The organism is Peristeroidobacter agariperforans (assembly GCF_004138335.1).
GTDB lineage: Bacteria > Pseudomonadota > Gammaproteobacteria > Steroidobacterales > Steroidobacteraceae > Steroidobacter > Steroidobacter agariperforans.
Genome location: NZ_RYFW01000002.1, coordinates 918,211 through 933,009, shown reverse-complemented (window position 1 = coordinate 933,009; position 14,799 = coordinate 918,211). Strand labels below are relative to the sequence as shown.

Here is a 14,799-nt window from a genome sequence, read left to right as displayed (position 1 = left end):
TCAGTCGATCTGGCTTCAGACCATCAGCTTCAGCAGCTGCACGCCGGCGTGGGCGTCGATCGAGTCGTCATCGATGCGATCGATGATGTCCTCGATGTTTTGCGACGGAAGGTTTGTGGAAGTCGTGGCCAGGCCCGAAAGGCCCGTCCAGTACCTTTCCCTGGCGAACGGATAGCCGGGCAAGCTCATCCGCGGCGGCCTGGCGTCGCCCCAGAGCAGCGCCCAGTCCTGCGCTTCACCTTGCAGCCACGATGCGAGCTGCTGGTCGAGCTTGTCCGTGCCTCGAACATCAATCTCACCCGCAAGCCAGGCGCGAAGCTTGTCCTTCAGTTGATCGAGCGAGCGGACGACAAACCCAACGCGCTCCACCATAGCCTCGCGCCCTGTTTGCAGAGTCCAGGCCAGGGACGCCAGCTCGATCGCTGGGTCGGCGGATTCGATGAACTCGAGCAGGTCGCGCCCCTTCTGTTGCAGCTGTTCCTGCGTCTTTGCCGACAACGGCACGATGACGGAGCGGTTTGCACGTTTGCCCTCCAGGCGCGTCGCCGGTGAGTACTCCTGCACCACCATGTGAACGTTCGTGCCGCTGTGGCCGAAGGAGTTGATGGCCGCCATCCGAACCTGGCCCGCGGGCTGCCAGGCCGAGCGCTCGGTGACGACGTAGAACGGCGAGCGCTCGAACTCGATGAGCGGATTGAGCGTCTTGAAGTTGAGCAGCTTGGGCAGTTGCCGGTGTTGCATGGACAGCAGCACCTTGATCAAGCCCGTGACGCCGGCCGCCGCAGCAGTGTGCCCGACGTGAGATTTCGCACTGCCGACCGCGCAATAGTTTTGCTTGCCGGTGTAGTGTTTGAACGCCCGGACCAGCGCATTCGTCTCGACCGGATCGCCGAGCCTGGTGCCCGTGCCATGCGCTTCGACATAGCTGATGCGTTCCGGATCGATCTGGAACTTGTCATAGACGCTGCGGATCAGTTGCTCCTGCGCGGCGCCGTTCGGAGCGGTAATGCCGTTGCTGGCGCCGTCCTGATTGATGCCGGAGCCTTTGATGACGCCGTAGATGTGATCGCCGGCGGCAATGGCGTCGTCCAGGCGCTTCAACATCACCATGGCCACGCCTTCGGAGATGATGGTGCCGTCGCCGGCCGCGTCGAAGGTGAAACAACGCCCGCTGGGCGACAACATCTCGATTTCATCCAGACGGATCTGCGTCGCCTGGTTCATGCACGCGTGCACACCGCCCGCGAGCACAACATCCGTCTCCCGATTTCTCAAGCTCTCGCAGCCCAGGTGGATTGCGACACCCGAAGAGGAACAACCGGTGTTGACGACGAACGCCGGGCCATTGAAGTTCAGCACGTAGGACAGGCGCGAGGCGATGATCGCCTCCGACAGGCCCGTGAACGTATGGCCCTGATATCCGGTGGGCTCCGAGCCGACGAATACGCCGGTTTGCGTGCCCGCCAGTGCTCGCGGGTTGTAGCCGGCATCCTCGATGGCGTTCCAGCTCTCCTGCATCACCAGCCGCTGGTGCGGATTCATGGACTCCGCTTCGTTCGGCGAAATGTTGAAGAACAACGGATCGAAACAATCCCGCTCTGCGAGCACGCCGCCCCATTTGCAGCGCGTTTTGCCCTTCTGTTTCTTCGGGCTGTAGTTCACCTGGTCCAGATACCGGGCCGACAGTTCATCGACGCCATCGACGCCGGACACGAGATTGTTCCAGAACTCCCGCACGTTCTCCGCCTTTGGGAAGCGACCCGACATGCCTACGACGGCGATGTCTGCGCCAGCTGCAGGTGCTCGGCTCTCGCTGCGCTTCGAATGCCGCTTCGTAGTAACGGCAGGTGCTTGCGTCGGCACGGGAGCTGGCCTGGGTGTCGCAGCTGGCACGCTTGGGGGCGCGCTCAACTGCGATTCGATTTGATCTCCATACGCCGCCAGAACGTGCTTGCTCAGCCGCTCCAGCGACGGATACTCGAAGATGATCGCCGTGTTCAACGAGATCCGCAGGGTGTCGTTCAGCTGCTTGACGAAGTTGACGCCGAGGATGGAATCGATGCCGTAGTCGGAGAACGCGATCTCGGCGCCGATGCTCGAAGCGGGAACCTTCAGCGTCTTCGACAAGCAGCCAAGGATGGTCTCTCTCACATGCGCGCTGCTAGAAACCGCTGGCGCCCGCTCCATTGCCACTGTACGCACCGGCACCGGAGTGCTTTCGCGGCGTTCGACAGGCATCGGTGCTTTGGTAACAACCGGAGCTGCGACACTAACCGCCTTCTGCCGGATGACTCCATTACTGCGAGCGACGATGACCTGATTGCCAAGGACATGCGCTTGCTCCGCTGGGAACTGCACCGAGCAGAAGCCCTCTTCCTCCAGCACACGTTTCCAGCTCTGTGGATACAACCCCGGACAACCAGGGATACGCAGCTCCGGATCCTGGAACAGCCACCAGCCGTCGAGCAGCGCAACGGTGAGGTGCGGCGACAGCGACTTGTCGCTGATCTCATTGAGCAGCAGGAAGCCATTGCTGCGTAGTGCCGCCTTCGCATTACGCAACGTCTGTCGAATGTCTCGCGTGGCGTGCAGGACGTTGGTGGCGATCACCACGTCGTACGTGCCGGCCTCGATACCCTGGGGCTCGATCGGCTGTTCGATATCCAGCCGGCGGCAGACGATATAGGGATTGCCCGGAAGATAGTTTTCCTCCGCGTGCAGGAAGAACGCCTTGGACAGGTCCGTGTAGCAGTATTCGTCGACGGCGTGCTGGAACGGCTTCAGCTTGGCGAAGACCATCGCCGAGGTTCCACCGGTGCCCGCACCGATCTCGAGAATTCGCAGGCGCGTGCTCGGGTCCGCTTGCAGGCGCTGCTGCAAACAAGCCAGCACAGCGTCACCCACGACCTCGTTGTACGTATCGGCGACGGCGTTTTCCTTGTAAAGCGCGGCTACCTTCTCGGGCGACGAATTCGGGAAGATGACATCCGTTGCAGACACGTTTCCATTCAATATGTCCGGGAGACTGACCAGGCAGTCGGTGACCAGCGCCGTGAGCGCCTTCGAGTACGCGTCATCGACATACGCCTGCCGTCGCAACTGCCATTCGTGCCACTTCGCCTTCGCCTCCTTGGCATCCCAACGGACGATGACATCGTCGCGCAGCTCGATGAGCTGCCGCTTCGCCAGCATGCGCAGGCTTTCATTGACCCAGGGAATGTACTTGTCGAGGATCCGACAGCGCTCGTGCAGCTCCGCGACGGTCGTCGGCACTCGCGCCGGCAGACTGTGATCCGATGCCTCCACCAGCCGATTCAGTTGATAGAACAGCAGCTGACTGAACCAATCGTCCAGGTCGCTGCGCTGCTGAGCGCGTATCAAGGTCGCGATGCGCTCGCCCGGAAGCTCGATCTGCAGATCCGACACGGGTGGCGCGAAAGGCGCGTCCGCCGCCAACGTCACGATCTCCTCCGAGTTGCAGTTGATCAGCGGCTGCACCTCTGCCGAGACCCGCATGCACAGGACCTGGTGAACTCTGCCCTGCTGAAGCTCGCCCACGAACCGCTCGAAACACGCGAAGCCCTCTTCGTCGCTGAGCGAGCCCACGTTCTTCGCGCGCACGTCATGATGAACTTCCATGCGTTCTTTGACGAAGGCTCGCCACGCGCCCCAGTTGATCGTGCCAACCGGAACTCTCGTCGTGCTCTGAATGGATCGCGTGAAGCTGTCGGCCGCGCTGATGCCTGCGGCGTATGCCGCGACCGTCATTGCGCCCGAGAAGGAGTACGCCTGTCCGGAAGAGAAATAAACCATGAAATCCAGCGATTCGTCGCTCAGCGCAGCGTGGAACACCCTGCTGCCTTGGGTCTTGATGCCCACGACGGACTCGAACTCCGCCTCCGAGATCTGATCGATGGAGTTGTCGATGCCGAACACCATCCCCGAGAAGATGGCGCCGTTCAGTGCGGAATGACGATTCTTGATCGTGGCAACGGCCTGCCGCATCGAATCCAGGCTCAGCACGTCCGCCTGCAGGTAGCTGAGCTTGTTGCCGAACTCCGCGAACGATTGCAGCGCCGAGCGCACTTTCGGCGAATCGCGATCGCTTCGGCCCAGCCAGACCACGGTGGCCGCATATTTGTGGATGAGATTGCGCGTGATGATGCGACCGACGATGCCCGTGCCGCCGACGATGAGGTAAACGCCGTTCTGTTTGATCGCCGTGGGCGTGGGTGATCCCCAATTCAACTTGAAGAACGACCCGCGATAGCGCTTGCCTGCATGGAGCTTGAATACCTCGCCGCGATCCGAGGACGGCTCACGACTGATCAGAGTGAGCAGTTGCTCTGCGCGGCCCGGGTCACGCAGATCCTCGGCCGACAAATCGAGGTTTCGGACCCGGAACTGATAGTTGCCCTGCGCCAGGGAATAACCCAGGCCCGATGCGCCCGCTCCGGCCCGCGCATTGGCTTCGCCGGTCAGCGAGTGGTTGTCGACCGTGAGAATGTAGGTGTCGACCATGTCACCGACCTTCTGGCTTTGTTTCAGGAACTTCACCAGTCGCAACAGCTGGCCTTCCGCATCCTGCTCGACCGAGGAATGCTCGGCCCGCTCGCTGGCAGCCAGGAAGTACAGTGCATCGATCTGCCGAACACCCTGCAACGCGGTCTCGAATCCTCGCGGGTCGCGCTCTCCGCAGCGCCACTCGTTCTGGGATAACTGCGCCGTCGTTTCCGTCAGCCGAATCAGCACCACGTTCGCCTGCTGATTGCGCTGGCGAATGACCTCTTCAAATCCGTACGAACCATCGCGGCAAACGATGAGGACGGTCTGGTGTGCAAGGGTGGAGTTCGGCAGCGAGTCCCGGCACTCTTCCCAGCGATGCAGGTAGCTGATGCCATCCCACTTCGATGGGTTCGATGGAGCGGCAGCGGTACTACCCGGCGCCGTCCAACGCACGCCTCTCATCAGCACGCAGGCATTGCCCGCCTCGTCGTAGAGATCGACATCCAATGCCTGATCGTCAGTCGATGCGTATCGAATCAACGCATACATCCGTTCCGCAGCGGTCGAAGCGATGGTGACCGAATCAATGGAAGCAGGCAGCCGAGAGCCCGCGTCAGCGCCTAGGAACATCGTGCAGGCCTGCCATGCGCCTTCCAGCAAACATGGGTGCAGCGCGTATTCTTGAACGCCACGTTCCTGCCCGATTTCGATTCGCGCCAATAGACAGCCGTCGCCACGGAAGACTTCCTTCAAGCCCTGGAGCGAGGCATCCACGCAAGTGGGTTGCAGCTCATCCCGCGTCATCCGCCCCATCGTGCCTGCCAGGTCGAGCTGCTCTACTTGAACATTCGCAACCAGTTCCGCGCGGCCGCGCGCATGAACCTCTTCAGTCTGGATCTCGAATTCGATCACGTCGTCGTCGGCCTCGAGATTGATGGTGACTTCGGTCGGTTCAGTCACGAACAGTGGCTGATCCCACTCCATCCCGGTAATCGAGAGCGCCGCCGGCACACCGTGATCGGACGTGGCGTGCACGATTGCCGCACGCGCCATCTCCACCAATGACAGGGCGGGAAACGCCTTCGTGTCGTCGAGGAAGAATTCGTTGCCAGCGAAGCTCGATTGATATCGTTGCTGACTGAGCAACGACGCATTCCCGTGCACCAGCGGATGGATTCGATCGTGATCGACCGGCGAGTCCATCGCCCCGGTGCCGTCGATCCAGAAGCGATCTTTGGCGAAGGGATAGCCCGGCAACTCGATGCGCCGCGGCTTCGCCTCACCGTACAGTTGCTTCCAATCCAGCGTCAGGCCCTTCGACCACCACTGCGCCAGCTTGGCGAGCTTGCGCTCACGCAACCACTTGCCAACCATGGTCGTGCGGACATCGTCGTCCTGCGTGAACAGCTTCATCTCGTCTTTGTTTTGCTTCGCCAGCCCCCGGAACGCGCCGGCGATCTCGGCTTCGCTCGCTACATACGCTTCGAGCCTGGCGATCAGTTCGTCGAGTGACCCGGCCAGGAAGACCACGCGATCCGACATAGAATCGCGAGCCACTTGCAGCGTGTAGGCCACATCGACCAACCGCAGCGTTGCGCCTCGCTTGCGCAGAGACTTCAGCAAGTCCTCGGCCTTCTGTCGCAGCTGGGTTTCATTCCTTGCCGACAGCGGCACGATGAACTTCTCGCCCTGTGGCCAGACCGGCGCGTCGAACTCCAACTGCGCAGACCCCGCATGCTCCGCAATCACAATGTGAGCATTGGTGCCGCTGAATCCGAACGAGCTCACCGCCGCGCGCCGGAGCCCCTGATCCGCAACATTCCAATCAGCCAGGCTGCCGTTGACATAGAAAGGCGTGCCGGAGAGGTCGATGTGCTCGTTACATTGCGAGAAGTTCGCAGCAGGCGGCAGCTGGCGATGCCTCATGGCCAGCAACAGCTTCGCGACACCCGCCACGCCGGCAGCGGTCAAGCAATGGCCAATGTTGCTCTTCACCGAACCGAGCGCGCAGTAGTCCTGTCGATCCGTGAATGGCTTGAAGGCTGCCTTCAAGCCCGCGACCTCGATCGGATCGCCGAGTTTCGTGCCGGTGCCGTGCGCCTCGATGAGCTGTATGCCTGCCGGATCGATCTCGAATCGCTCGTAGATGGATTGCAGCAGACGCGCCTGGCTGTCCTCGTTCGGGGCAGTGATGCCGTTGGTCTTGCCGTCCTGATTCACGCCCCAGCCTTCGATCACGCCGAGGATCCGGTCGCCGTCGCGCTCGGCATCGGCCAGACGCTTCAACACCACGACGCCGACGCCTTCGCCGATTACGAAGCCATTGGCGCGCTGATCGAAGGTGAAACATCGGCCGTCGCTCGAGAGCATGCCGGCCTGCGATGTCATGATGTGCATCGACGGACCGGACATCACATAGACGCCGCCGGCCAATGCCAGATCGCTCGTGCCGGAGCTCAGGCTGTCGCACGCTTCCGCAATCGCAACCAGTGACGATGAGCACGCCGTGTCGATGGAAAGACAGGGGCCGCGCAGATTCAAGAAGTATGCGATGCGAGCCGCCAAGATCGAGGTCGCCGCGCCAGTGAAATCTTGCGCACCCAGCGGATTCCTGCGAGGCAGCTGGTGGTAGTCGCCAGCCGCGCAGCCGACGAAGACGCCGCAGCGACTGCCGGATAGGGATTGGGAGTCATAACCCGCGTTCTCGATGCCGTGCCAGCACGCTTGCAGGAATACGCGCTGCTGCGGATCCATGCACTCCGCCTCGGTGGGCGAGATGTTGAAGAACAGCGGGTCGAACGCGTCGTAGTCTTCCAGCGCACCAAGCCACTTGCTGTACGTCTTCCCTGCCGCCGCTTCGCCCGGCTGATAGTAATCGTCCAGGCGCCAGCGTTTGTTGGCCACTTCACTGATGCAATCGCGGCCTGCGGCAATGTTTTCCCAGAACTGGTCGAGATCGTTCGCCTTGGGGAACTGCCCCGCCATGCCAATCACGGCGATGCGCTGAACCGTAGCCGCGTTTCGTGGACTGACACTCGAACGTAGACGCACCGGCTCGCGATTCAATCGCGACACCAGCTCGCGACGTGCAGTTTTCGGTGGCGCCACCTTGGGTCGTGCGGGCTCGGCTGGCGCCGCGCGTGGTTGCACCGACGCAGAAAACGGCGCCGTCTTGCCAGCTTCCTGCATCACGAACCGACTGAGTTCTGCCAGCGTCGGATAGCTGTAGACCTTGGTCGCTTCGATGCTCGTGCCATAGCGGTCGTTGATCTTGCGGATCCAGGTCACGCCCGTGATCGAATCCAGCCCGAGATCGGTGAACTGCACGCCTTCGTCGATGCCGTCGGCCTGCATGTGCAACTCATGCGCGAGCAGGCCCCGGAGCGTTGCGATCACGTCGCGAAGGTTCGGGCCTTCGTTTGCTGTCGATTGAGCGGCCTCCACGCGGGGACTTGCCACGACCGGTGCGTTCGAGAACTTGGTCTCGATCTGCGCCAGGGTATCGTCCTTGCCCACGAACGTCTGCTCGTGCATCTGTACTTCGCGTCGATAGACCTCCTCGCGCGCCTGGCGGAGGGAATGCGTCCACTGACGTTTCAGGGCCTTCAATTGGCTTCTGGAATGCTTGGCAATGTTTCGGGCCAGCTCGATGGCCGCCGACAAGACCTCCCGCCGCGGCATGACCGCCACCTGCAGTCCACGATCTCGCAGCTCATGACCGGCGATCTCGCGTGCCGTGAGCAACGTTTCGCGTGCCAGGTCGTGGCCGATCTTTCGAGGGAACACCAGCGTTGCGCCCGCACCCGGGGTGAAGCCATAACCCATGTAAGGGCTGTGAAAACGACTCTCTTCGCCGAGCACGACCAGGTCGGCAAACATGCCGAGCGACCAGCCGGCGCCGATGGCGTGCCCCTGCATGGCGGCGATCACGGGCAGAGAGCAGTTCAAGGCGATCTCGTAAATGCGCTCGTCGGTGAACTGCGCCTTACCCTGCTGGATCGACAGCAATGTTCCCTTGGTGCCGCCCGCCGCGAAGTACGTGTCATAGCCGGTGAGCACGACCACTTTGCAAGCCGGCGTGTGCTCGACGTATGCAAAGGCCTGCTTCACGGCGCTCAGCAACGATTCGGAGAACAGATTCTTCGTCTGCCGATCGTGCATGGTGATCACAGCGACGCCATCGGCATCGTTGGCCACCGTCACTGCATCGGATCGAGGGACCTTCGGTGCAGAGGTTGGCGTCGCCTCCTCCTCTACCGGCAGAATTTCCGGAGCGTGCTCCGCCGCGGTCACGCGCGACTGCTTCCAGGCTTCGATAGTCTCGCGTGGCCACTCCGCCCAGAACTCGGCCAAACGCAACGCCTGCGGAATCACGTCCGCCGCGTCGACCACCGTCAGCGCACCCGCTCGGGCACGCAGATCGGCGCCTTTGTAACTGCGGCCCGTCAGGCAAGCTTCCTGACCCAGCGCTGGCCCAAGTCGGCTCACGGACAGAGACGCGATTTCGCGAGCCAGCGCTGGATCTGCCCTACGGAAGCTTTGATCTATCGACTTCCCCGACTTCGACGAACTTGCAACTGGTTGAAACGCTTCGTTGATCGAAGCTGACGACGGCGAGGCCTGGCCATTGACCAGATGTTCCCAAGGAGCGTTTGCGCGGTAGCGTCCCTGTGTTTGATACACACAGGCATCGCTCCACAATCCCAGCAACCAGGCGGCGCCCTCGGCGTCGCCCCGGAAGGCCGTGATCACAGGCACCTTGCAACCCTGTACCAATCGGCGCAGTTCTAATGTCGCGCCCGCGTCAACTGTTTCACTCGAAGGCAGGAAGCCTGACTGAGCGCTCGTCAACACGATGGCGCGGTAGCCGGAGAATTGCCCGATCTGCTCGAACAACGCTGCCAGGTCGGCAATCAGCGGTTTGATACCGACATCGCTCGATCCGATCTGGACGACAGCGACGTTCTCGGTCGAGGCCTCGAGCGAAAGGTGCGCGACCGGCGAAACGATCTTGGTGCGAGTTCGAGCATCGAGTCCACCTGGCGCTTCCGTCGGAGTTGCGACCGTGAGCGCATCGACGAGCGGCACGAGCTCGCGCGCCAGGTGCTCCTTCAGCAAGCGCAGCGACGTGTGGGACTTCTGCGCAAGATCCGCGGCAAGCTCCATTGCCTTGATGTCGACCTTTGCAGCAGGCACGATCCAGCAAGTCCATCCCTTCTTCAGCAGTTGTTCGCCGGTCCAGGGGCCGGTTCGATATAACAGCTCATCCGTCTGCACTGCGCCGAAGCGCTCGACGAAGAAGCGCTCTTCACTCTTGGTCGGGAAGAGTCCCAGCCGTGGGCTCGTGAATTCGTAGCGACCTTCCTTGCTGCCGACCATCAGGTCGCAGACGCTGGCGAGCAAGAAGCCACTGCCGCAGGCATCACCTTGCATGACTGCAATCACAGGGAACGGGAACGATGCGACCTCGCTGAACAGGCGGCGGTCAATCGCTCGATTGCAGGCTGCTCTGTCGCCAGGCCAGAAGCCGTTTTTGCCTTTGATCAGTAACACCTTCAGAGAGGCTTCCCGCCGCGCGGCGCGCACAGCGTTCAGCAGCGACTCGATGACCGTTGCCGGCGCCGCATCGGGCGCAGACGCGATGTCAATGGAGAACACGCCGTTGCCCAGATCGAAAAGCTTCACTAACGGGCTCGTCGGCGGGACGGTTGCCGGCGCCGAATCTGGCGAGGCCAGGTCGAGCAGAGTCACGGCCGCTCGTGGCGCTGCCTCGCTCGCCGGCAGCTCATCCGTGGCGGCCAATGTGACTTTTCTGGCCTTGGCCGCAACGGGAGCTTCGACCGGCGCGGCCGGCTCAACCCCAAGCGGAATCTCTCTGGGCTCAGATCGCACCGAGAGTGCAGGCACTGCGACGGCAGTATTCTCTGCCACTTCATATTGCAAGCCGCGAGCCTGCAGGCATACATCGCCCTGCTCGTTGCACACGTCAATGTCGAGGCCGGCGGGTGCGGCTCGTCGAATCGAAATCAGCGCGTTGTCAGGACACTCGATCAGCAGGCGCACCCGGTGCATCGACAGCAAAGCGATCTTCTCGCCTGCGAAGTTCGTTGCGCTCTCAGCGACGAGCTTCAGCAGCTCCGGACACAAGGAATAACGCTCCTTCTCGCCACCGCTCGGTGCTGCCAAGCGAACGCGCTTCGCCGACTCGAGCTGCGCGATATCCAGACGATCCGGGGTTTGTGCAACGGTGTAAGCAGCGGTGCTCTGACAATGGACGATGCCGTCGGCACTCACAATTTCGACATCGATGCTGCCATCGTCCCGCGGCTGCAGCGCGACGCGAATGGATCGATCTGCGATCACTTCGATCGGCCTGCCCCACGCGATGTCGCGCAGTTCGAGCACGTCCGACGGAGACCGGCTCGACGATGCGAGCTCAACCGCAGCGCGCATCATCTCCAGCGCGGTCCACTCAGGCAGCAGCGTTCGATCGGTTGCCTCATCGCGCTCCAGGAACGACTCCGTCCCACTGAAGCTGGAGGTGTAGCTCTGCTGCGCCAGAGTCGAGGTGTTCTTGTGGACCAATGGATGCAACAGCGCCGTGGTTTGAGTCGGCGCGGTCGCAAGAGGCGACGGCAGCGCAAGCCAGTAGCGCTCTTTAGCAAACGGATAGCCGGGCAAGCTCATGAGCCGCGGCGTCTGGCGGCCCTCATGAAATTTCTGCCAGCCCACCTCCACCCCGTTGACCCAGGACTCGACCAGCTTCGACAGCTTGCCCTCGGCGATCCATCGATCGACGACCTCCCGGAAATCCGCATCGGCACTCAGCACCGACAACGGTGTGTTGTGGCGCCCGGCCTGGCCGCGATACAGGCCATCGACGGCAATGTTACCCGCGAGGAATTGCTGGAGCTGGTCGGTCAGCTGCTCCACCGAGCCTGCCACCAGACCCAAGCGCTCTTCGAGCGCTTCGCGGCCGACCTGCAGCGTATGTGCCAGGCATATCAGATCGAGCGCATCCGTTTGCGCGCCAATGAAGGCCAGCAGATCTCGCGCCTTCTGCTCCAGCTGCGCCGTCGTCTTTGCCGACAATGGAACGACAACCTGCTCGTCAGCTCGGGCGGCAGCGGCTGATGTGGCTCGATACTCCTCGACGATCACGTGCGCATTCGAGCCGCCGGCCCCGAACGAGGAGATCCCGGCGATGCGCGGCACGCGCTGGCCGTCAACTTCGTGGCATTCCCATTCGCGCAGCGACTGATTCACCACGAACGGCGTGCGATCGAAATCGATGTGTGGATTGAGCTTGCTGGAGTGAAGCGAGGGCGCGATCTGCCGATGCTTCATTTGCAGCAGCACCTTGGTCAGGCCGGCGATACCCGCCGCCGATTCGCAGTGACCGATGTTCGATTTGGCCGAGCCGATCACACAAGTGCCGGGCGCAATTTCACTGGCTTGGGAATCGCGACGGAACGCATTGCTCAGCGCGGTGATCTCGATCGGGTCGCCGAGCTTCGTGCCGGTGCCGTGCGCTTCGATATAGCTGATGTGTCGCGGATCCAGATCGGCATCGGTCAATGCCTGACGGATCACGTCGCTCTGTGCCTGCGGATTCGGCACGGTGTAGCCGTTGGTCTTGCCACCGTGATTGAGCGCGGAGCCCCGAATGACGCCGTAGATGACATTGCCATCCCGCTCGGCTTCCGACAGCCGCTTCAGGACCACGACGCCGACACCCTCGCCCGGAATGTAACCATCGCCGCCCTCGCCAAAGCTCTGGCAGTGCCCGTCGCTGGAAATGAACTGCCCGGCGCTCAGCAACAGATACTTGTTCGGATGGATGCTGACGTTCACGCCGCCGGCAATCGCAAGTTGAGTCCGACCCAGCCGCAGATCCTGACAAGCGAGGTGAATGGCGGTCAGCGACGACGAGCACATGGTGTCCAGCGTCATGCTCGGACCGTGCAGGTTCAGGAAGTAGGAGACGCGATTGGCGATGCTCGCAAAGCTGCTCGAGACCGCCATGCGCTGACCTTGCGCGCTGGCCTCGGCGCCGAACAGCTGATATTCGCTGTGCATCGCGCCGGCATACACGCCCACGCGATCGTTTGGCAGGCTCGCGCGCGTATAACCCGCATCCTCGATCGCGAGCCAGGCATGCTGCAGGAACAGGCGTTCCTGCGGGTCGATGCCCTTGGCCTCTTTCGGGGAAATGTTGAAGAACAGCGGATCGAACTCATCGACGCCCGCGATGAAGCCGCCCCACTTGCTGAAGTGACGCCCAGTCTGCGTGCGGTCTTCGCTGAAGTAGTCCCGCCAGTCCCAACGATCCTTGGGAACTTCGACGATGCAATCCCTGCCATCGCGGAGATTGCGCCAATAGGTGCCCAGATCCGGCGCTTCCGGATACCGCCCGCTCAGGCCGACAATTGCGATGGGTTCGGCGCTGTCGGAAGAGCTGAAGTCACTTCGACGCCGGGCAGCAGCCTTCTGCGTCGGAACAGGCGCGACTGATGCCGCCGGTCGCTGATTCGGCGCCGGTGGCACGGCCTTTTCGAGCGAAGCCGCCGCCCGCCTGGACGCACTGCTCTCCGGAAAGAACAGCGCATCCAACGCCGCGGCATGCGACCGAACGAAATACTCAGCGAGTGACTGAACGTTCTGATATTCGAACAACAGTGTCTTGGACAGCGGCCCGAACGTTCGTTCCAGGCTGTTGATGAGGCTTACGGCCAGGATGGAATCGATGCCATATCTTTCCAAACCCGCGCGCGGATCGATGTTGTGAGCAGGCAGCTTCAACACCGTCGAGAACTGCTTGCGCAGATAGTCCCGAGTCTTTTCCAGCAAGTCGTCGGCGTCTTTTGCGAACGGTTCGCTTGGCGCAGGCTCAATCGTCGCGGGTTGCGCCTGGAGCGTCTGGTTCGCGAGCACGCGATGCAGCTGCGCCAACTCGCCTTCCATGACCAGCATCTGATCGTGGGTCGACTGCAAGCATCGATACAGCGCCTGAATGCCCGTTGCGGTCTGCATGGGCTGGATGCCGCTCGAATTGCGCAGCGATTCCAGCGTTCGCGAATCCAGCGTCATGCCGCCTTCCGACCAGAACGGCCAATTGATGGACACCGTTCGTCCGCATCGTTCACCGGCCGCGACGGCTCGATTTCGATGGGCAGCGAATCGATCCAGGAATCCGTTCGCTGCTGCGTAGTCAGCCTGCCCGGCGTTACCCATCACAGCGGCGATGGACGAGAACAACACCAGGAAATCCAGCTCGACGTGCCGGCTCGCGAAATCCAGGTTGAATGTGCCTGTGACCTTGGACGCCAGCACTCCGCGGAATTCCGCAGAGGTCTTCTTCAGGATGAAGTTGTCCGCGGTTACGCCGGCACTGTGAATGATGCCGTTGAGCTGTCCATGCTCCTCGACGATCGAGGAGATGAGTTGCTCCACCCGCCCCAAGTCGGTCACATCGACACAACGATATTCCACACGACCCGGCTCGGCTGCCGGCAGGTTTGTGGCATCGGGTGCAGAACGTCCCGCGAGGATGACTTTCGCGGTGCGAGTTTGCTGGAGAATTTCCCGAGCAACGATCTGGCCCAAGCCGCCCCGGCCGCCGGTGATCAAGTAGACGCCGTGGTCCTTGAATGCAATCGGCGCATCGCCATCGGTCGCTGGCTGGGGGGCCCAGGCTTGAACCTGCCGCACGCCGTTCTGATATCTAACGACCGCACTGGCTTCTCCCCGAAGCTTCGGCGCCAAATCAGCGGACGTGATATCGGCTGGCACGAGAATGCATTGACCCACTACGCTAGGATTTTCCAGCGTGGCAGTCTTGAGCAGCGCAGACAGGCCCATGAACACGCGGTGCTCGCCAACGTCCGGCATGGCGATCCGCACGAGCACTTTTCCTTTCGGCTTGCCGCGCACGATGTTCTGTATCGCCTCGAAGCAAGCGACGGCGTAGTCACTGTAGCGCGCAGCGATAGTTGCGCCCTCGGACCGCAATGACTGGCAGCGCCCGTTACTTACGAGCGTGGCCAACTCCCCTGCATCCACCTCGGGCAAGTCACACAGCAGCACGAGCTGTTCGGCGTATTGCCCTGTCGACCCGCTCGGGATCTCGTCCGCGCTCGCCTGCCACTGAGGGCTAGCAAGGACCACGCCGACGCTTTGTTGTTGCCGCTTGAGCGTCGCGATGATCTCCAGGGCCGCTGTCTTGGACAGCTTGCCCGTGGACAGATCCTGATAAATCTGTTGCAACTGTTGTTTCATCAGCGTTTCCATTCG

1 protein-coding gene is annotated in these 14,799 nt (G+C 61.9%); it reads right to left on the bottom strand.

The window, feature by feature from the left end; all coding sequences use genetic code 11:
- Positions 1-15: 15 nt before the first annotated feature.
- Complete coding sequence (locus tag EK373_RS17885) at positions 16-14,784, bottom strand: SDR family NAD(P)-dependent oxidoreductase (protein WP_198683408.1); 14,769 nt, start codon at positions 14,782-14,784, stop codon at positions 16-18.
- Positions 14,785-14,799: the final 15 nt, after the last annotated feature.

Coding starts and splice junctions, on each gene's coding strand:
- EK373_RS17885 (WP_198683408.1), bottom strand. CDS start 14,784: ATGAAACAACAGTTGCAACAGATTTATCAGGATCTGTCCACGGGCAAG.